The organism is Egibacteraceae bacterium (assembly GCA_035540635.1).
Taxonomy (GTDB): domain Bacteria; phylum Actinomycetota; class Nitriliruptoria; order Euzebyales; family Egibacteraceae; genus DATLGH01.
The window spans coordinates 1-19,457 of sequence record DATLGH010000063.1 but is presented as its reverse complement, the minus strand read 5'-3'; the positions used below and the strand labels follow the sequence as shown (position 1 = coordinate 19,457).

General features: G+C 72.3%; 16 protein-coding genes. 9 read left to right on the top strand and 7 right to left on the bottom strand.

Annotated features, from left to right (window positions below; genetic code table 11):
- The first annotated feature begins 1 nt into the window (after nucleotide 1).
- The 4 genes from aspS (at nucleotide 2) to VM324_10815 (ending at nucleotide 6,655) form a co-directional block, all read left to right on the top strand.
- Nucleotides 2–1,303 (top strand): aspartate--tRNA(Asn) ligase, encoded by a 1,302-nt coding sequence (gene aspS, locus VM324_10830; GenBank protein HVL99773.1) that lies wholly within the window; start codon nucleotides 2–4, stop codon nucleotides 1,301–1,303.
- A 158-nt stretch (nucleotides 1,304–1,461) separates the two neighbouring features.
- Entirely contained in the window at nucleotides 1,462–3,327 is a 1,866-nt protein-coding gene (locus VM324_10825; protein HVL99772.1) for a CoA transferase, read from the top strand.
- Nucleotides 3,324–4,940 (top strand): class I adenylate-forming enzyme family protein, encoded by a 1,617-nt coding sequence (locus VM324_10820; GenBank protein HVL99771.1) that lies wholly within the window; start codon nucleotides 3,324–3,326, stop codon nucleotides 4,938–4,940. Before VM324_10825 ends, VM324_10820 begins: the two co-directional genes overlap by 4 nt.
- A 227-nt stretch (nucleotides 4,941–5,167) precedes the next feature.
- Nucleotides 5,168–6,655 (top strand): vanadium-dependent haloperoxidase, encoded by a 1,488-nt coding sequence (locus tag VM324_10815; GenBank protein ID HVL99770.1) that lies wholly within the window; start codon nucleotides 5,168–5,170, stop codon nucleotides 6,653–6,655.
- Between the two features lie 92 nt (nucleotides 6,656–6,747).
- On the opposite strand, the gene VM324_10810 is transcribed toward VM324_10815, so the two are convergent.
- The gene (locus VM324_10810; GenBank protein ID HVL99769.1) at nucleotides 6,748–7,116 is read right to left on the bottom strand and encodes a hypothetical protein; all 369 of its coding nucleotides are present in this window, start codon (nucleotides 7,114–7,116) and stop codon (nucleotides 6,748–6,750) included.
- 256 nt (nucleotides 7,117–7,372) lie between these two features.
- Here VM324_10810 and VM324_10805 point away from each other — a divergent pair, with 256 nt between their 5' ends.
- Entirely contained in the window at nucleotides 7,373–8,854 is a 1,482-nt protein-coding gene (locus VM324_10805; GenBank protein ID HVL99768.1) for a PQQ-dependent sugar dehydrogenase, read from the top strand.
- Nucleotides 8,855–8,936: 82 nt separating this feature from the next.
- Here VM324_10805 and VM324_10800 read toward each other — a convergent pair whose 3' ends face one another.
- From VM324_10800 to VM324_10785, 4 genes are all read right to left on the bottom strand, one after another.
- The gene (locus VM324_10800) at nucleotides 8,937–10,814 is read right to left on the bottom strand and encodes an ABC transporter ATP-binding protein (GenBank protein ID HVL99767.1); all 1,878 of its coding nucleotides are present in this window, start codon (nucleotides 10,812–10,814) and stop codon (nucleotides 8,937–8,939) included.
- 205 nt (nucleotides 10,815–11,019) lie between these two features.
- Nucleotides 11,020–11,442: a FixH family protein gene (locus tag VM324_10795; protein HVL99766.1), complete on the bottom strand. Its 423-nt coding sequence runs from the start codon at nucleotides 11,440–11,442 to the stop codon at nucleotides 11,020–11,022.
- A gap of 4 nt (nucleotides 11,443–11,446) precedes the next feature.
- Nucleotides 11,447–12,286 (bottom strand): ABC transporter permease, encoded by an 840-nt coding sequence (locus VM324_10790; GenBank protein ID HVL99765.1) that lies wholly within the window; start codon nucleotides 12,284–12,286, stop codon nucleotides 11,447–11,449.
- Nucleotides 12,283–13,230 (bottom strand): ATP-binding cassette domain-containing protein, encoded by a 948-nt coding sequence (locus tag VM324_10785; protein ID HVL99764.1) that lies wholly within the window; start codon nucleotides 13,228–13,230, stop codon nucleotides 12,283–12,285. The genes VM324_10790 and VM324_10785 overlap by 4 nt, the downstream gene beginning before the upstream one ends.
- A 161-nt stretch (nucleotides 13,231–13,391) precedes the next feature.
- Here VM324_10785 and VM324_10780 point away from each other — a divergent pair, with 161 nt between their 5' ends.
- A complete protein-coding gene (locus VM324_10780) occupies nucleotides 13,392–14,255 on the top strand; it encodes an alpha/beta hydrolase (protein ID HVL99763.1) in 864 nt (287 codons plus the stop codon).
- A gap of 16 nt (nucleotides 14,256–14,271) precedes the next feature.
- Here the strand turns inward: VM324_10780 and VM324_10775 are convergent, their stop codons facing one another.
- Nucleotides 14,272–15,846, bottom strand: coding sequence for a class I adenylate-forming enzyme family protein (locus VM324_10775; protein ID HVL99762.1), 1,575 nt, complete (start codon nucleotides 15,844–15,846; stop codon nucleotides 14,272–14,274).
- 260 nt (nucleotides 15,847–16,106) lie between these two features.
- Here VM324_10775 and VM324_10770 point away from each other — a divergent pair, with 260 nt between their 5' ends.
- Together VM324_10770 and VM324_10765 are read left to right on the top strand one after the other, a co-directional pair.
- Nucleotides 16,107–16,736: a chorismate pyruvate-lyase family protein gene (locus VM324_10770; GenBank protein HVL99761.1), complete on the top strand. Its 630-nt coding sequence runs from the start codon at nucleotides 16,107–16,109 to the stop codon at nucleotides 16,734–16,736.
- A gap of 20 nt (nucleotides 16,737–16,756) precedes the next feature.
- Nucleotides 16,757–17,926, top strand: a complete 1,170-nt coding sequence (locus VM324_10765) for a sulfotransferase (GenBank protein ID HVL99760.1) — start codon at nucleotides 16,757–16,759, stop codon at nucleotides 17,924–17,926.
- 26 nt (nucleotides 17,927–17,952) lie between these two features.
- On the opposite strand, the gene VM324_10760 is transcribed toward VM324_10765, so the two are convergent.
- A complete protein-coding gene (locus VM324_10760; GenBank protein HVL99759.1) occupies nucleotides 17,953–18,351 on the bottom strand; it encodes a hypothetical protein in 399 nt (132 codons plus the stop codon).
- Nucleotides 18,352–19,164: 813 nt separating this feature from the next.
- Between VM324_10760 and VM324_10755 the strand changes: the two genes are divergently transcribed.
- Nucleotides 19,165–19,457, top strand: a 293-nt coding sequence (locus VM324_10755) for a hypothetical protein (protein ID HVL99758.1), incomplete at its 3' end; no start/stop codon positions are given.

Sequence of the window (19,457 nt, the reverse complement as noted above, 5' to 3'; positions counted from 1 at the left end):
GGTGACGGCGCATCCCCTCCCGCGCACGCTCGTGTCCGAGATCGGGCGCCGGCTCGGCGAGCGGATCCGTCTGTGCGGGTGGGCGAAGGAGGTGCGCGGCACGGACGACCCGCCGGCGATCGTGCTGCGTGACCACACCGGGACGGCCATCCTCGTCGGGACGCCCCTCGCGGGAGGGGATGGCGCGCTGACGGACGTCACCGTCGAGTCGGCCGTCGAGGCGACCGGGACGGTAACGGGTGCGCGTGGCCACGTCGAGGTCGCCCTCGACCACCTGCGCGTCGCGGGCGGGGCGGCGCAACCCCTGCCGGTGACCGCCGCCTCCCCGCTCGACGAACGGCTCGACTGGCGCTACCTCGACCTGCGCCACGCGCGGAACCGGTTGATCTTCGAGGTCCAGACGACGGCCGAGCGTGCCATGCGCGACTTCTGGCACGAGCAGGGGTTCCTCGAGGTCCACTCCCCCAAGCTCAAGCCGATCCCGAACAAGTCGGGGGACCAGCTGTTCGCCGTCGCGTACTTCGGTCAGCGGGCCTGGCTTGCGCAGTCGCCGCAGTTCTACAAGCAGATGGCCATGGCCGCCGGCTTCGACCGCGTCTTCGAGATCGGGCCGGTCTTCCGTGCCCAGGCCGACCCGACGGCGCGCCACGACACCGAGTTCACGAGCGTCGACATCGAGATGTCGTGGATCGACGGTCTCGAGGACCTGCTCGTGCACGAGGAGCAGCTGCTGTGCCGGGTCCTCGGCGCGGTGCGCGACGCGCACGCCCCGCAGATCTCCCGCTGGTTCAGCACCGATGTGCGTGTGCCGCGCATGCCGTTCCCGCGACTGAGCCTCGCGGAGGCGAAGAAGATCGTCGCCTCGACGGGATGGGGGGTCGGCGGGGACGCCGACGACCTCGACGCGGAGGGGGAACGGCGCCTCGCCGCCCACGTCGCCCGGGAGCACGGCCACGAGTTCGTCTTCGTCACCGACTACCCCGACGTCTCCCGGCCCTTCTATCACATGCGCTGCGACGAGGGCTCGGTCGAGACGCGCAGCTTCGACCTGCTGTGGAAAGGTCTGGAAATCACGAGCGGCGCCCAGCGCGAGCACCGCTACGACCGGCTCGTCGCGCAGGCGAGGGCCCGGGGCGTGCGGGTGGACGTCGTCCACCAGTACCTCGACTTCTTCCGCTACGGCTGCCCCCCGCACGGCGGCTTCGGTCTCGGGCTCACCCGGATGCTCATGAGCCTCTTCGGTGTCGGCGACGTCCGGGAGGTCACCTACCTGTTCCGCGGTCCCGACCGCCTGAGCCCCTGAGCGGGGGCGTCCACGAGGCCGCGAGCAGGCATCCGGCCACGACCTCGAAGCACCCGTTTTCCCACTCCGGGCGATTCACCAATCGATCTATGTGTGTCAGGCCTTTATTCGGGTGACCGCTTGCCCGTAGCATCCCCCGCCGAATATCGAGGAGGACCATGGTGATCCCCTTTGAGGTGCGTGGACCCGCACTGGCCGTGGCCACCTGCGCCAGACGTCTCGCGCCGATCGGCGCACGACCTGCCGACGCCACGTCGCTGTCGCCCGGCGACGGTGGCGTTCGCCTCGACTGGGGAGAGTCCGGGCGCATGGCCGGCGACCCGATCGAGCTCGACCTGTCGTGGTACGGACCCGCGGCCATGACGGCACGGCGCGGTAGCGAAGCGGCCGTCCAGGCGATGACGGGCCTCATGCAGGTGCACGGCCGCGACAGCGACGGGCCCCGCCGCATCGGTCTCGAGGTGGCGTCGGTCGCGGCGGGCATCCTCGCCGGCCACGCCGCTCTCGCGACCCTCATCGCCCGCATCCGGGGGCTGACCGTCACCCGCGTGGAGAGCTCCGTCCTGCAGGCGGGCCTCCTGCTCGTCTCCCACCGGCTCGCCGCGGACAGCTCCGGACACGAGTGGGTCCCCGCGCCGGCCGGTCCCGCCCCCGGGCCGCCGTTCCGCAGCGCGGACGGCCCGTGGTTCGAGATCGAAACCCTGGACCCGCTCGCATGGAAGGCGTTCTGGGAGCGTCTCGGCGCGGGCGGCGCGGACCTTGGTTGGGCGTGGAAGCTCTTCCGCCCCCGCTACTTCCGCGGCACCTGCACCCTGCCCCCCGGGCTGCACGAGGCCACCCGCGCGTTGGGGCTGGACCACATCACCGCCGCCGCCGAGGCGTGCAACGTGAGCCTGCGGCGCGTCCGTGACTACGACGAGATCGCCGACGAGCTCGGCCCCTCCGACGGCCACCCCGGCTGCCGCCCGTTCGGCGAGCCGCACCATCCCCGGCCCGGCGCCGGTGTGCCGGCGGGGCTCGGCGCACTGCCGCTGACCGGCGTGCGGGTCCTCGAGGCGACCAACCGCATGCAGGGACCCCTGGCGGGGCTGCTGCTCGAGATGCTCGGCGCGTCGGTCGTGCGGGTGGAACCCCCCGGCGGGGACCTCTTCCGGACCGTGCCACCCCTGCTGGGCGACACGGGCTCCTTCTTCCTGTCGTTCAACCGGGGCAAGGAGCCCGTGGAGCTCGACCTCGCCACGCCGAGCGGCCGCAGCGATCTCGTCGACCTCGCGGCCGGCTCCGACGTGTTCCTCCAGAACTGGAGGCCGGGCAAGGCGGCGGAGTGGCGCCTCGCCGCGGAGGACCTCGCCGCCGCGAACGGCCGGTTGGTGTACGCCTACGCGTCAGGGTGGGGTGGCCGCCCGGCGCTCGCGCACCTGCTCGGCACCGACTTCCTCGTGCAGGCCCACGCCGGTCTCGGGGCGGGCATCCGCCCCGCCGGCGAGCCCCCGCTGCCGTCGCGAGCGCTGTTCACCGACTACGCGGGCGCCCTTGTGACCTGCGAGGGGGTCCTTGCCGGACTCTACGCCGCCGAGCGCACCGGCCGCGGACAGCGGGTCGACGCCTCGTTGCTGTCAGGGGCGGTGGCCCTCCAGGCGCACGTGCTCGAGGCGATCGCCTCCGGGGAGGAGAAGGGGCGGCGGCGCGGCCGTCCGGTCTGGGGTCCCCTGGACCATCCGCTGCCGACCGCTGACGGCTTCCTCGTCGTCACCGTCGAGGACGACGAGGACGTCCGGCGCCTGTGCCGCGTCTGCGACGTCGACCCGTCCCTGGGGGAGGGCCTCGATCCGGTCATCGCCGACCGCATCGCGGGGCAACCCGGTGCCGTCTGGGAGGCGGCACTGGCCGAGGAGGGTGTCGCCTGCGCCGAGGTCTGCACCGACCTCGGCGCGCTGCCCGACCAGCCCCGGCTCAACGGGTTGTTCGAGCCGCTCGGTGCTGGTGCGTCGGTCCCCGGGAGCCCATGGCGGGTGCTGCCGTGAGCCGTGCGGACCTCGTCCCGGATCTCCAAGCCGCGTGCGAGCGATGGTCGGAACGCCCCGCCGTGACCTTCCGGGGCCGCACGCTCACGTACGGGCAGCTTTGGGAGCAGGTCCTGGCCCTGTCCTGGGCCTATCAGGCCCTCGGCATCCGGCCGGGCGACCGGGTCGTGTGCCAGCTGCCCACCTGCCCGGAGCACCTCGTCGCGGCAGGTGCGGCGTGGGCCTGCGGGGCGGTCCACGTCGGTGCTCACCGTGACCTGACGCCACCGGAGCTCGCGGCGCTCGTCGAGCGCACCGGGGCGGGGGCGGTCGTCGTGCAGCCCCCGCCCCGCCTCGACGACCCGCTCGCGTCCCTGCGCGCGGTCCATGCCTCTCGGCCCCGCCCGAGGGTCATCGCGCACGGCCTCCCCGACGCCCCCGAGAACGTGGAGGTCCTGTCCGCCCTGCTCGCCGGACCGAGCCCTCACCCTCACCCGCCGGCTCCCGTCACCTCCGGGGACACGGCACTGCTCCTGCGCACGTCGGGGACGACCGGCGAGCCGAAGGCCGTGGAGGAGACCCTCCCGGGCCTCTGGGCCAAGATCGGGTTCTTCGCCGACGCCCTCTCCCCCCGGCCCCACGACGTGCATCTCGTCTACCTGCCGATCGCCCACGTCTTCGGCCTGAAGCTCGCACTCATGGCGCTCGGGACCGGCGGACGGCTCGTCCTCCTCGATCCCTTCTCGCCGGAGGCGGCCCTGCGCCTCGTAGGCGCCGAAGGGGTGACGGTCGTCTCGGGCAGCCCCACGCATCTCACGCTGCTCGTCGGCCACCTCGACGCAGACCGCCACCGCGTCGAGAGCCTGCGCTGGGTGGTGACCGCCGCCGCGCCGCTCAGCCCCCGGCTCGTGCCGGCGCTCATCGAGCGCCTGGGCGTCGACCTGCTCTACGTCTACGGCTGCAGCGAGGGTTTCCTCACCTGCACCACCGACCCCGACGAGATCGTGCGGGGCTCGGTGGGCAGCCGGGTCTTCGTGGGGTCGACGGCGAACCCGCCCGCGCCCCCGGACGGGTCGGTGGCGATCCTCGACCCCGACCGCCCCATCCGCCTGCCCGCGGGGGAGGAAGGCGAGATCGCCTTCGGCGCGACGCGCCCGGTTCGCTACTGGGGTCAGCCGCCGGCCGCCACCGACGGGTGGTACCGCACCGGCGACCTGGGCAGGCTCGACGAGGACGGACGGCTGTTCATCACCGGACGCCTCAAGGAGGTCATCAACCGTGGGGGGCTCAAGGTGGCCGCGGGAGAGATCGAGGCGGTCCTGGCCGAGCACCCAGCGGTCGCCGACTGCGCCGTGGTACCCGCTGCGGATCCCGTCCTCGGCGAGGCGATCTGCGCCTGCGTCGTGCCCGCCGGCGGTCGGCCCCCCACGCTCCCGGAGGTCCGCGAGCACCTCGCTGGGCGCCTGGCCCGCCACAAGCTCCCCGACGAGCTCTGCGTCGTGGAGTCCATCCCCCGCTCGAGTGTCGGCAAGATCGACCGCGCGGCGGTGTCGGCCCTCGCGGGAGAGGTGGACCGGCCCCGGGAGCGGCTCCGGCCGCCGGCGAGGGAGGCGGCCGCGCCCCCGCCGCGCTGACCGCTGGCGTCCCATCCTATTTCCCGGCTGTCCGACATTGACGGTTGGTTCTCGAAGGACCTATAATGCTCCGCGCACCCAGGGCGGGTGCCGTAAGCCGTACTTTGGTGGGGGCTTTTGTGCACGGGCCCGCAGGCCGCGTAACTCCGCACGGTCGCGGTGGGGATATTCCGACGGGGGGTTTCCCGTGGCTGATTTCCGGCGTCGCTCGTGGGTGCCCGCCGCGCATGGCTGAAGAAGGGCTCGCGGGCGGTCGGCAGCGGGGAGCGGACGGCGAGCTGCGCTCGTCGCGGCGGGCGTTCCTCCGGCACGCGAGCACGCTCGCTTTTGCGGCGTTGAGCCCCACGCTGCTCGCGACGCCCGTGGCCGCGCACGGAGCCCCAACGCGCGGCCCAGGGCCGCGGGTGCTCACCCGCGACCACGGCCACGAGATCGCGCAGGCGTGGATACGCCGCATTTTCCTGCGCGTGCGGGCAGACGGGTACGCGCCAACGGGCAGCGCGCCGAGCGGGCAGCAGAACGCCGACGGCTTCGACCACCTCCAGGGATTCACGCCGACCTCGGCGGCTCGGCTGTACGCCTACGCCGGCATCGCGATGTACGAGGCGGTCGTCGGCGGCATGCACGCACACCGGTCGCTTGCCGGCCAGCTCACGGGCATGCCCACCATGCCCAGCGCCCATCCGGCGACCCGCCACGACTGGCCGACCGCCCTGTCGGCGGCCGTGGCCGGCACCGCAAGCTCGCTGTTCACCCGCCAGGCCAGCCGGCAGGACATCGACGCCTTCCACATCGCGCAGGTCCGGGCCCGCCGTGAGGCCGGGGTGCCGGCCGCCACGATCGCCGCGTCACTCGCGCACGGAGAGGCCGTTGCATCGGCCCTGCGGCCATGGATCGACGCCGACGGCTACACCGACGTCCGCCGGAGAGCCGCCGAACACGGCTACACGCCACCCACGGGCCCGGGCCTGTGGCAGCCGACGCCACCGAGCTTCGCCCCTGCGCTGGAGCCGTACTGGAGCGGGATCCGCCCGTTCGTGCTGCGCAGCGCCGGCGAGGTCACGCCCGACCCCCCCGTGCCCTTCTCCGAGGAGCGGGGGTCACCGTTCCACGGGGAGGCCCTGCGCACCTACCAAGCGGGGTTGGTGCTCACCGCGGAGCAGCGCAGCGTCGCGCGGTTCTGGGCGGACAACCCGCTCCAGTCCGGTCTGCCGCCGGGACACTGGATGCTGACCGTCGGGCAGGTGGCGGCGCAGCGCTCGCTGCAGCTCGACGTCACCGTGGAGGCCCTCGCCCGGACGGGGATCGCGCTCGCGGACGCCCTCCTGTCGTGCTGGCACTGCAAGTACATGCTCAACGTCCTGCGCCCCGTGACGTACGTGCAGGCCCACATCGACCCTTCCTGGTTGCCGCTGATGAGCACGCCGCCGTTCCCCGAGTACACCTCGGGCCACTCCGTGTCCTCCGTGGCGGCTGCCGTCGTGCTCACCGACCTGCTCGGGTCCTTCCCGTACGCCGACCGTCACGACCTCGTCGGCGACCTGGCTGACGCCGAGCGCACACGCCACTTCGCCTCGTTCCTCCACGCCGCCGAAGAGGCCGCGCAGTCGCGCATCTATGGGGGCATTCACTTCCCCATGGGGGTCGAGGCCGGCAAGGACCAGGGGCGAGAGGTCGGTCGGATCGTCCTCGCCCGGGTCCGCTCCCGTCGCTAGCCGCCGTGCTCGCCGCAGACCGGGCCGGCGCCTCACCGGTCGACCACGACCCCGCGGCGCCGAGCACCGGAAGACTGCGCGAACTCGCCGTGTCACTGCTCGACTGAGGCGGGCGGCGGCGGCGGCGCGTCCGGGGCCGGCTGCACCGCCCAGTGTGGGTCCGCGAGCAGCATGTGGAAGTCGATGAGGTCGTCCGCGGTGAGCGGCGGCCCGTCCCCGGGCTGTTCGGGATGGGGGAAGCGGGCTGCCCGCTCCCGGACGCCGCGCGGCGACGCGCCGCAGGCCGTGAGCAGCGCAGCGGCCCGGCGGTCGGCTCGCCGCACGACCGGCTCCCCACAGTCAGGGCAGACGAACGCGTAGGCGACGGGTTGGCCGTCGTGACCGCCGAGCAGCGCGCAGTGTCCTGCCTCCAAGAGCACGTCGCCCCGGCAGGAAGGGCAGATGGTGCGGATCGTCGGCATGGTTCCCCCCTTGGCCTTCGTCTTCCCCTACCGAGGTACCGGGCGGCCCGCCTGATACATCTTCCCGGCAGCGGCAGGCTTTCGGGTGACCCCCGTCCCACGGTCAGCGCCGTGCCGTGCCGGCGCGGCAATAAAACCCACTGCGCCGGGTTTTTCCTTCTCATCGAGACGGTGAGGGCGTATGCTGGCTCCCGGGCGCGCTGTCTGTGGGCCAGCGCTGTGGCAATTCCCGGCCAGCCGGGTGAGGTGGGAGATCATGCGTCGCTTTCTCGTTCTTGCGTTGGCCGTCGCGCTGCTCGTACCAGCCGGCGTGGGCGGCGTGGCCGCCGACAACCACGGGCCGCGCATCGCGCATCCCAACCTGGGGGTGCGGACTGCGGCATCGGGTCTCGTCACGCCGGTGAGCCTCGCCTTCCTCGGCGCCGGGGACATGCTCGTGACGGAGAAGAACACCGGCAAGGTCCAGCGCATCGTCGGCGGCGCGCTGCACAGCACGGTGCTCGACCTCGCGGTCAACTTCGCCTCCGAGCGGGGGCTGCTCGGCATGGCGCTGCACCCGCAGTTCCCGGCCAACCCCGGGGTGTACCTGTACTGGACGGAGAGCACCACCGGCGCCGACACGAACGTGCTCGCGAACACGCCGCTGCTCGGCAACCGGGTGGACCGGTTCAACTGGGACGGGTCCACGCTGACCTTCGACCGCAACCTCGTGCGGATTCGTGCGCTGCAGGAGGACGCCGGTCAACCCGCGCGCGGCAACCACAACGGCGGGGTCATACGATTCGGTCCCGACGGCAAGCTGCACGTCTTCGTCGGTGACGTGGGGCGGCGGGGCCAGCTGCAGAACCTGCCGTGCGGCCCGACTGCCACCTGCCCGGGGCCAACGGTCCCCGACGACCAGTTCGGCGGACCGGAGCCCGACAACGCCCACCTCACCGGCGTGGTCCTGCGCCTCAACGACGACGGGACCACCCCGGCGGACAACCCGTTCGCCGCCGCCGGCGCCGCCCTCGGCGGCGAGGTGGGTGCCAACATCCAGAAGATCTTCTCCTACGGGCACCGCAACGCGATCGGCATGGCCTTCGACCCGCGCTCCGGGAACCTGTGGCTCGCGGAGAACGGCGACGACACCTTCACCGAGCTGAACCGGGTGCTGGCCGGGATGAACGGCGGCTGGGTCCAGATCATGGGACCGGTTGACCGCATCGCCGAGTACAAGGCGATCGAGACGAGCAGCAGTCGCGATCCCCTGGCAGGCAACGTCTACTTCGGGCTTCAGCAGCTCCGCTGGTCCCCGGAGAACATCGCCGACACCCCGGAGGAGGCCCTGTCACGCCTGTTCATGCTGCCCGGTGCCCACTACCGCGACCCGGCGTTCAGCTGGAGGTACGAGGTGGCGCCAGGCGGGATGGGCTTCATGCGTGGACGCGGCCTCGGCCCGCAGTTCGACGGTGACCTGTTCGTGGGAGCGGCACGGCCGCTGTTGGCGGAGGGCCACCTGCTGCGGATGAAGCTGACCGGCAACCGGCGCGAGGTCGCCGTCGACGACCCCCGCCTCGAGGATCGCGTCGCCGACAACCACCACAAGTTCGACGGCACGGAGAGCGAGACGCTGCTGTTCGGCGAGGGCTTTGGGGTGAGCACCGACATCCAGACCGGCCCGAACGGCAACCTCTACGTCGTCTCGCTCACGCACGGGACGGTCTACGAGATCTTCTCGACCAAGAGGCGCTCCTGAGGCCGGCCCCCTTGGTGCGTAGGTTGCAGCATCGGTCGCATGATGGGCGACCGATGCTGCGATCCGGCGGGACGCAGCGTGCTCAGGCGGCCGGCTGCGGCGCCGGCGACTGGTCGAACTGCGTCCGGTACAGCTGTTCGTAGCGCCCTCCGCCGGCGAGCAGCCGGGTGTGCGTGCCGCGCTCGACGACGCGCCCGTCCTCGATGACGAGGATGAGGTCTGCGGCTCGCACGGTCGAGAGGCGGTGGGCGATCACCACGGCCGTCCGCCCGGCGAGGGCCTCGCCCAGCGCCGCCTGGACAGCGGCCTCCGACGTCGAGTCGAGGTGTGCGGTCGCCTCGTCGAGGATCACCACGCGAGGCCGCGCGAGCAGCAGGCGGGCGATGGTCAGCCGCTGGCGCTCGCCGCCGGACAGGCGGTACCCCCGCTCCCCGACGACGGTGTCGAGGCCGTCGGGGAGGCCGGCGACGAGATCGCCCAGCCGGGAACGGCGGAGCACGTCCCACAGCTCCTCCTCCGTGGCTTCCGGTCGCGCGAGGAGCAGGTTGTCGCGGACGGAGTCGTGGAACAGGTGCCCGTCCTGCGTCACCATCCCGACGGCTTCGCGGATCGCCTCCGCCGAAAGGTCCCGCACGTCCACCCCCGACAGCCGCACGGCGCCGGCGTCGACGTCGTAGAGCCGCGGCACAAGCTGGGCCAACGTGGACTTGCCGGCGCCCGACGAGCCGACCAGCGCCACCATCTGTCCCGGCTCAGCGCGGAACGACACGTCGTGGAGCACCTCGACGCCCCCGCGGGTGTCGAGCCTCGCGACCTCCTCCAGCGAAGCGAGCGACACCTTGTCGGCTGCGGGATAGCTGAAGCGCACATGGGCGAACTCGACGGACACGGGACCGTCCGGCAGCGGCACGGCGTCGGCCGGCTCCGCGATGAGGGGATCGAGGTCGAGCACCTCGAACACCCGCGAGAAGCTCACCATCGCGCTCATGACCTCCACCCGCGCGCTGGCCAGCGCCGTCAGCGGGGCGTAGAGACGGGTCAGCAGCAGGGCCAGCGCCACGACCGCGCCGGCCTCCAACCGACCCTGCAGCGCATAGAAGCCCCCGAGCCCGTACACCAGGGCGAGCGCCAACGCCGACACGAGCGTCAGTGCCGTGATGAACACCCACTGGACCATCGCCGTCCGCACCCCGATGTCGTGCACACGGCGAGCCCGGGAGGCGAAGCCGGCGGATTCCTGCGCGGGTCGGCCGAAGAGCTTCACGAGCGTGGCACCGGGCGCGGAGAACCGCTCGGTCATCTGGGTGTTCATCGTCGCGTTGTGATTCGCCGCCTCACGTTCCAGGCGGGCCAGGCGGACGCCCATCCGCCGGGCCGGCAGCACGAACACCGGGAGGAGCAGGAGCGCGAGCACCGTGACCTGCCACGAGATGCCGAGCATGACGAGGAGCGCGAGGACGAGCGTCACAAGGTTGCTCACCACCCCGGACAGCACGTCGGAGAACGCGCGCTGCGCGCCGATCACGTCGTTGTTCAACCGGCTCACCAAAGCGCCGGTACGCGTCCGTGTGAAGAAGGCGATCGGCATGCGTTGGACGTGGTCGAAGACCGTGGTGCGCAGGTCGAGTATCAGGCCCTCGCCGATGCGCGCCGACAACAACCGCGTCACCATGCCGATGCCCGCCTCGGCCACCGCTATCCCGGCGATGAGCAGCGCGAACCCCACAACGACCCGCAGGGCCGCCCCTCCGACGATCGCGTCGACGACACGCCCGGCGAGCACCGGCGTCGCGACCGCCAGCCCTGCGGTCACGACGCTGAGGGCGAGGAACAGCAGCAGCTGCCGCCGGTGCGGTCGCGCGAACGCGAAGATGCGTCGCAGGGTCGCCGTGGAGAACGGCCGGCGGTCCTGCTGCGCGTGCATCGCGTTGTACAGCGACATCCACGCGGTGACTTCCATGTCCATCGTTTCGCCTGCCTCCCGCACGGGCTCGCGCGCGTCCGGCGCCGCTCAGGGGTGCGCACGAGGTGGCACCCTTGCCCCGTGCCCGTCTGCCCGCATCGCGTGGATGCTAGAAGCGGCTGACGTCCCGCACGTCAGCCGCAGGGCCCGCCCGCCCTGCGACCATGGGCCTACGCGCCTCCGGCGGGCGCCCCGGAGGGCATCACGACCCGTGCGCGTCCCCGGCGGTGACCTCGACGGTCACGGGGATGCCCACGTCCGCAACGGTCTCGTGCGCCCCCACGAGCACCGTGCCCTGCCATGTCCCCTCCATCGCGAACGGCAGCGACACCTCGTAGTGGCCCCCACCGACCTCCCGGGCCTCGGCGCTGGCCCCCATCGCCGACATCCCGGCCATCTCGATGGTGACGCAGACCCAGGCTCCCGTCACCGGGTCGCCGGCGCGGGTTACCCCGAGCACGTGGGTGTCCTCCCCGACGTGCACCGGCCCGGCGAATGCCACTTCGTAGGTGGGATCGGGCGGGGCGTCGGTCACGCACCCGCGCCGGGCGGCGTCGCCGAAGGCGGAGAAGGCGGCTGCGAAACCGGCGACGGCGACGACGACGACGACCGCGAGGCGCTTCACGGCGTCAGCTCAGGACCCGCCGGCGGAACCCGCGGACGCCGACCACGGCGAACACGCCGATGAAGACGACGAGTGCGCCGTAGACGGTCGGTAGGGGCAGGTGCACCATGCCGGTGACCGTCGCGGCCCGCAATCCCTCGCTCATGTAGACGAGGGGATTCAGCAGCACCGCGTACTGCAGCACCGGGAGGGGTTCGAGCGACTGCCAGGTGTAGAAGATCGCGCCGAGAAAGCTCAGCGGAAGGGCGACGACGCTGAAGAGCCAGGGTGCGGAGCGGGGCTCGAACAGGACACCGAGCGCGAGGCCCAGCGCCGCCGAGGTGAGGCAGGTCAACGGCAGCATGGTGAGCAGCACGGGCCAGTCCGGCTGGAGGTACACCGGCGTCGCCGGCAGGAAGGCGGCCACGGGGAACACGACGAGTCCGGCGATCAGCGCCTGGAGGGCGCCGGCGGCGATCCTCGCCACCGCGACCGTGGCGGTCGGCGTCGGCGCGAGGACCCGATCCTCGAGCTCCTCGGCCTCCAGCTCGGTGATGAGGTTCATGCCGACGGTGAAGATGCCTACAAAGATGATGGAGTGCGCGACGATGCCGGGCAGGAGCAGCGTGGAGAACCGTGCCGCACCGGCCTCGCCGCCCACCCCCTGCCCGATGAGCGGGAACAGGTAGGTGAAGACGAACACGAGCAGCAGCGGCTGCATGAGCGCACCCGGCAGGAACCGGCCCAGGTTCTTGTCGAGCACGGTGAGATCGCGCACGACCAGCGCCCGGAAGGCGGCTAGCGTGGCCGACCGGGGGGAGCGGGGTGTGGCGCGGGTGGCGGGGACGGTGACGGGGGTCGTCATTCGCGCAGGTCCTGGCCGGTCAGGCTGAAGAAGACCGTCTCGAGGGTCGCTTCGCTCACCGACACGTCGGTGACGCGGAACCCGCCTTGCTCCGCCGCGGTCAGGATCTTGCCGAGGGCGCCGTCGGCGCTGTCGAGGTGCAGGCGCACCGCCCCGTCCTTGGCCCATGCCCCCGTCGCCCCGTCGACGGCTCCCAGCTGATCGGCGAGACGCTCGACGTCGCCCTCGGCCCGGACGCTGACCGACACGCCCGCGCGCAGCGACCGCTTGAGGTTCGTGGGCGTGTCGAGCGCGAGTATCCCGCCGTGGTCCATGACCGCCACGCGGTCGCAGAAGCGGTCGGCCTCCTCCATGTAGTGGGTGGTGAGGAAGACCGTCTGCCCGGCGGCATGGAGCGCCTGGATGATCTCCCAGAGTGCGAGGCGGCTCTGGGGGTCGAGACCGGCGGTGGGCTCGTCGAGGAACACGACGGCGGGGCCGTGCAGCATGGCCTTCGCGAGCACGAGCCGGCGCTTCATCCCGCCGGACAGCGCGTCGACACGCGCCTTGGCCTTGTGCGTGAGGCGGAAGGCCTCGAGCCACTGGTCCGCCGCCGCGCGGGCGGCCTTCACCCCCATGCCGAAGTAGCGCCCGTGGAAGTACAGGTTCTCCCAGGTGGTCAGCCCCCGGTCGAGGTTGTTCGCCTGCGACACCACGCCGATGACCTGGCGGGCGCGGGCGGGATCGCTGACCACGTCGACGCCGCCCACGACGGCAGCCCCCTCCGTCGGCACGATCCTCGTGGTGAGCATGCCGACGGTCGTCGTCTTGCCCGCACCGTTAGGGCCGAGCAGACCGAAGATCTCGCCGGGGCGGACGGTCAGGTCGAGGCTCGCCACCGCGACGAGCCCACCGGGATACACCTTGCGGAGGCCCTCGGTCCGGATGGCTTCCCCAGGGGGCACGTCAGCCGGCTCCGACCCGTCGGCCGCAGTACCCGCGGGTTCTTGCGGTCGAGAAGCGGACGCGCGCATAAGCCCGAAGTCTAGTCGAGCCTGGCGGTTTCGAACCCTCATCAGCGAACGCCTTGTCAACGTCAGGGGCGTCCCGGTATGGTCACCTCGCCTTGGGCATCGACCACCACACGCGGCCTTCGCACCGCATCCCCGTGCGCGCCGACTCGACGGACCTGGCCGTCCACGACCTGGGGGGAGCAGGGCCGCCGGTCGTGCTCGCGCACGCTACAGGTTTCCACGGGCTCGTGTGGGGCCCCGTCGCGCGTGAGCTCGGCGACTTCCGGTGCCTGGCCCCCGACCTCAGCGCTCACGGCGACTCGGTCGGCGACGGGCACGACTTCGCCTGGGAGCGGTTCGCGGCGGACATCCTTGCGGTGGTCGACCATTACGGGCTCGCCCGGCCGCTCGGCGTGGGCCACTCGTCGGGCGGCACCGCACTGCTGCTCGCCGAGCAAGGCCGGCCGGGCACCTTCGCCGCCCTGTACTGCTACGAGCCCGTGCTCGTGCCCGCCGACCCACCGCTCGGACGGGACCCCGACAGCTGGCTGGCGGCCCGTGCCCGCGCGAGGCGCGCGACGTTTCGTTCGTCGGACGAGGCCCTCGCGCACTACGCGGCCAAGCCGCCACTCGCGCACCTCGACCCCGAGGTGCTGCGGGCGTACGTCGCGCACGGCATGCGGGACGTCGGCGACGGGACGGTTCGCTTGAAGTGCCGGCCGGAGGACGAGGCGCGGATCTACGAGATGGCCACGGCGCACGGCTGCTACGGCCGCCTGGCCGATGTCCGCTGCCCGGTGACGCTCGTCCGGGGCGCCGACTCCGAGGCGGCCGACGCGCGCATCTTCGCGCACCTCGCCGGGCGCCTGCGTGACGCCCGCACCGAGGCGCTTTCCGGTCTCGGTCACCTCGGCCCCCTCGAGCGTCCCGACGTCGTGGCCGCCTCGATCAGGCAGGCCTTCGCCAACCAGCACTGACCGACTCGCCGCCCGCTCAGGGCCGGGCGCGCTCCCGCGGGAGCGCGCCCTCGACGACCCTGACCCGCAGCTCCGGCCGGTCGACCTTGCCGATGACCGTGCGCGGGATGACGTCGACGACGCAGAGCTCGTCGGGAAGCTTGTGGCGGGCGAGGCTGCGGGCGAGGAAGTCGCGCAGCTCCGGCAGCGTCGGGGGCGGGGATTCCGCGGGCACGACGCACGCGCAGACGGCCTCGCCGAGGATCGGGTCCGGGACGGCGATGACGCCGGCGTCCGCCACCGCGGGATGGCGCAGGAGCGCCATCTCGACCTCCGCTGCGGAGACGTGGAGTCCACCCCGGTTGACGAGCTCCTTCAGCCGGCCCACGACGTAGAGTCGCCCGGAGTCGTCGATGCGCCCGAGGTCGCCCGTGCGGTACCACCCGTCCGTGGCTGCGTCGGCGTGGTCCCAGTAGCGCACCGGGGTAGCCGCGCCGAAGGCGATCTCCCCGGTCTCCCCCGGGGGCAGCGGGGCGCCTGTGGCCGGGTCGATGATGCGCACCGTCCCGTCGGCGGGTGTGCCGGGCGGCCCCTTGAACACCGTCCTGCCGACCGAGCCGGCGAGGATGTCCTCCGGGTCCGCGGTCACCGTGGTGAATCCCTCGCTGCAGCCGAACACGTAGGTGATGTTGGCGCCGAGGACGTTGTAGACCCACTCCGCCAGCGGGCGGGGAAGTCCGGATGCCGCCGACAGCACCCAGCGCAGGCTGCTGACGTCGTGGCGGTCGGGGTCGTAACGGTTGCGCAGCAGTCGCAGGTGAGTCGGCACGGCAGGGAGAACGGTCACCCGCTCCTGCGCGACGAGTGCGAGGGCACGGTCGGGAGAGAACCGCTCGAGCAGGACGAGATGGCCGCCGCGCAGCAGCGCCAGGAACGCCAGCCGCAGGCCGAAGACGTGCGCCATGGGTAGGTAGAGCAGGTGCACGTCCTCAGGGCCGGGCCTGAACGCGTCGGTGAACAGCTGCATCTTCGCCCAGTGGGCCGACAGGGTCTCGAGGACCGCCTTCGGCTCTCCCGTGGTGCCTGACGTGAGGAATACCACGGCGGGGTCGAGCGGACCGGGCGGGGCAGGTGTGACCGGCCCGCCCGAGGCCAGCAGCCGGTCCAGCGGCTCGTAGGGCCCCGACGAGGCTCCGTGGACGATCAAGCGGGTGGCCGGGGACCCTTCGGCGACCACGTCGAGTGGGGCCAGCGGCTCCTCGGCGTCCGCGGGCGGCTGGTAGAGCAGGGCAGCGGCGCCCAGGCGCTGCGCGAGCCGTGACAGCTCCGGGCCCGTGAGGTCGTTGTCCGCTCCGACGTGGACCGCCCCACGCAGCCATGCGGCGGCGACGGCCGCGAGGTGCTCGGGGCCGTTGCGCAGCTGGCAGATGACCCGGTCGCCGCGCCCCACCCCGAGCCGTTCGTAGGCTGCCGCGAGGGCGAGGACCCGCTCCCACAGCTGGCCGTACGTGAGGGTGGTCCCGGCTGCGCTGACGGCCGGGCGTGGCGACCACCGGAGGCAGGCCTCCTCCAGGGTCGCGCTCAACGGCGCCACGCTCGCCGGGGTGCTCACCGGGCCCCCTCAGGCACTGACATGGGGGGCGATCCTAGCCGCTGCTTTCCTGTCTGGCGCCACCGCACGGCCTTGCGCGTTAGAGAACACCCGCTCAGCAACGTTGCTATGCGCACCTATATGTCGCCCACCACTACCGCTGGCGACAATATCTTCTTACCATCAACCTTTCGGGGGCTACAGTTGTCCTTTGGGGATCGGCCGATGCCCGCGTGGGAAAGGAACTGGTGTTGACCGAGGCGCATGACGGGAGAGTGGATATGACCGGAACCCACGACACGCTGGACGCGGGGCTGCGGGCCGGGGCGTCACCGGACGCCCTGCAGCGTATCCTGCTGACCACCGACGGCACCGTGGTGCAATTGCTGGAGTCATGGTTCGACGACCCGATCGAGCTGGCCGGACACGAGCAGTTCATCACCCCGGTCCAGCTGACCGACGAGGACCTCCAGCCGGCCGGGCACGAGACGATCCTGCGGCGCAGGGTTCTCCTCCGGGGCCGGCGCACCGGGCGCAACTACGTCTACGCCGACACCGCGGTCGTGCTCGACCGGCTGTCCGCGCCGGTTCGGGAGTCGCTGTTGTCGTCGGCCGAGCCCATCGGCCGGGTGCTGCGCAGGCACCGCGTGGAGACGTTCAGGGAGATCCTGCGCACCGGCCGGCGCCCCGTAGGCGCCTTGGCCGGCGACTTCGGCTGCGACAGCGCCGACCAGCTGTTGTTCCGCGTCTACCGCGTCGTGTCCGGCGGTCTGCCCATCATGCTCATCGCCGAGCACTTCCCGGCTGGTCCCCTGCCATCCGCCGAGGACACGGACCCGCAGATGGTGGTCGATCTGCGCGACGACGTCGAGGACACACTCCCCAAGCGGCCGTGCGGGAGCCGGGGTTGATGTCGCGCTCCTGACACCCGGTGGAGCCCGACCAAACCCGGGGTGACCTCGACCCGTCGACGCTCATGGCCGAGGCTGCCCGGGCGGCCGGCCACGACGACTGGGGCGACCTGGGCTTCACCGAGCCGCTGTCGCTGCTCGTGGCGGCGTGTGAGGACACCGGCCGTCTCACCCCGCAGGGCCGGGGCGTGCTGCGCAGTCTGCTCATACGGCGTCTGCGCAACCGCCTGCTCCTCCAGGCCTACCTCCAGCGGCGCCCCGAGACGCCGGAGCGGCCACTCGGGCGCCCGGTCGTCGTCACCGGCCTGCCGCGCACGGGAACGAGCCTGCTCCACAACCTGCTGGCGAAGCACCCGCGCTACCGTCCCCTTCGGCTGTGGGAGGCGCTGCACCCGGTCCCCCCGGGGGACGGACAGCCCGACGAGGCGACTCTGGTGGCCAGGGCGGAGCGCTGGCTCGAGCGCTTCTACGCGCTGGCGCCCGAGTTCAAGGCCATCCATCCCCTGACCCCCCATGGCCCTGAGGAATGCGATGCCCTACTGCAGAACGCCTTCGCGAGCCAGCATTTCGACGACATGTTCGACGCCCAGGCCTACTCACGATGGTTCGCCGGCGCGGACCTGCACGGTGAGTACGCATACTACGCCCTCCAGCTACGCGTCCTCGGCGAGGACCGGGGCAGCAGGGAGTGGCTGCTGAAGTCGCCGGGTCACACCGGACACCTCGACGCGCTGCTGCGGGTGCTTCCGGGGGCGACGGTGGTCCACTGCCACCGCGACCCCTCGCAGGCGGTGGCCTCCTATGCGAGCCTCATCACCACCGTGCGACGGCCTCACAGTGCCGACGTGTCGCCCGTCGTGGCGGGCAACCAGGCACTGCGCAGATGCGCCACCGCTCTCCGGCGGGCACTCGACGTGCGGGCGGCCACGGATGCCGGGCGCTTCCTGGACGTGTCCTACCCGGCACTGGTCGCCGACCCGGTGGCCACAGCGGCTGCCATCTGCGAACGGCTCGGCGCCCCGATGGACGTTGACGTCGAGCAGGCCATGCGCCGATGGGTGGCCGAGCATCCCGCCGATCGCCACGGAGCGCACCGGTACGAGGCCGCGCACTTCGGGCTGTCACCCGCGAGGGTGGGCGCCGCCTTCGCCGACTACCTCCAGCGGTTCGGCGCCCTCCTCGGTCACTGACGGGACGCGGGCTCGACCTGGTGGCGTCAGCGCTGCGCCCGGTCCGGGGCGTGGTCCTCGACCGGTCCGAAGCGCACCGACAGCGCCACGGCCGTGCCGAGCACCCAGATCGCGCCGCCGCCCCAGGACAACGCCGTCCAGGCGGCCGACGCGCTGTTCATGGAGAGGTTGGTCCACCAGGCGGTGCAAAGACCGAGGCCGACCAGCGCGATCCACACCGCCGTCATGATGACGAGCTGCTGCTGGCGGCTGGTGCGCTGCAACGCCGCGTTCAGCCCGGTGGTCGAGGACGCTGGCCTGCGGCCGACGGGGCCGGGTGCCGGGGGTCGGGTGCTTCTGACCTGCACGCGCGCGTCGTCTGCGAACACGGCGGTGATGTCGTCAGGGATGAACAGGGACGCGGAGACCGACGGCTCAGACTGCATGGGGGTGTCCTCCTCGAGATCGCTTGCCGGGGCGGGTCCCGCGGCTAGCGGTTGATTCGGACGAAACGAGCCGGGACTTGACTACTCCCTTTGGACTGACTACAGGTCAGCGTGCGCTGCGGGCGGCACAGCTCACGCAGGCCCGCGCCGTCGGTCGCGCGTAGAGCCGCTCGCGTGCGATCGGCTGCCCGCAGTCCTCACAGGTCCCGTAGGCGTCTGCGCGCAGCCGCCCGTCCGCGTCCGCCAGCTCGCCGAGATGGCCGCGCGCCTGCGCGAGCAGCGCCGCAACCTGGGCCGCTCGAAAGCCAGCGTCGCGCCCTCCGGGTCGTGCTCGTCGTCGACCGAGGCACTGCCCGCGGACTCCACGATGGCGTTGAGGTCACGGGTGAGGGCGGCCACCCGCGCCGTCGTCCGCTCGGTCTCGGCCGCGACGAGGCGGGAGAGAGCGGCCCGATCGGAACGGGAGAGCCCGGTGGACAGCGACTTCTTGCGGGTCACGTCGGGCACAACGCCGTGCGCCCCCAGGACATTCCGACCGTCCGCCCACTTTTCGCGTCGCGGCCTCCGGCCCGGCTCGCCGTGAGCCGCCCACCACCCCCGGGCGGCAACCGCGGATCGCTACAGTGGCGAGGGTCACCCGCCGGCGGATCCATCAGGCGGCCGTGAGGTGCACACTGGGAGCCGTGGTGGTCGCCTGGGCGCTGGGTGGGTTGGCTGTCGTCCGGGGATAACGGAGGAGTCTCTCAAGGAGCGGCGCGCACGTGCCGATGCACCTCTCGAGGCGTTCGCCGCCTCCGGGAGAAGGAGAAGAGGGTGGACGACGGGCAGAACCGCACCGGCTTGCCGGCCGCGGCGTTGAGCGCGCTCGTCCTCGTCGCCGTGCTCATCGGGGGTGGAATGATGCTGAACGGCGGCTTCTTCGGGTTCGGCACCTCGCCCCAGGATCCCCGCAACCGCGTCGTGGTCGTGGACGGCTTTTCCACGGCCGAGGAGGCGCCGACGGCCGGCGCGCCCACGATCGCTCCGACGGCCGACGTCGCGGCGGGCCGGTCGCCCCGCTCGCAGCCTTCTGCTCTCACCTCCCCAGCCCCTCCGGCCCCGGGGAC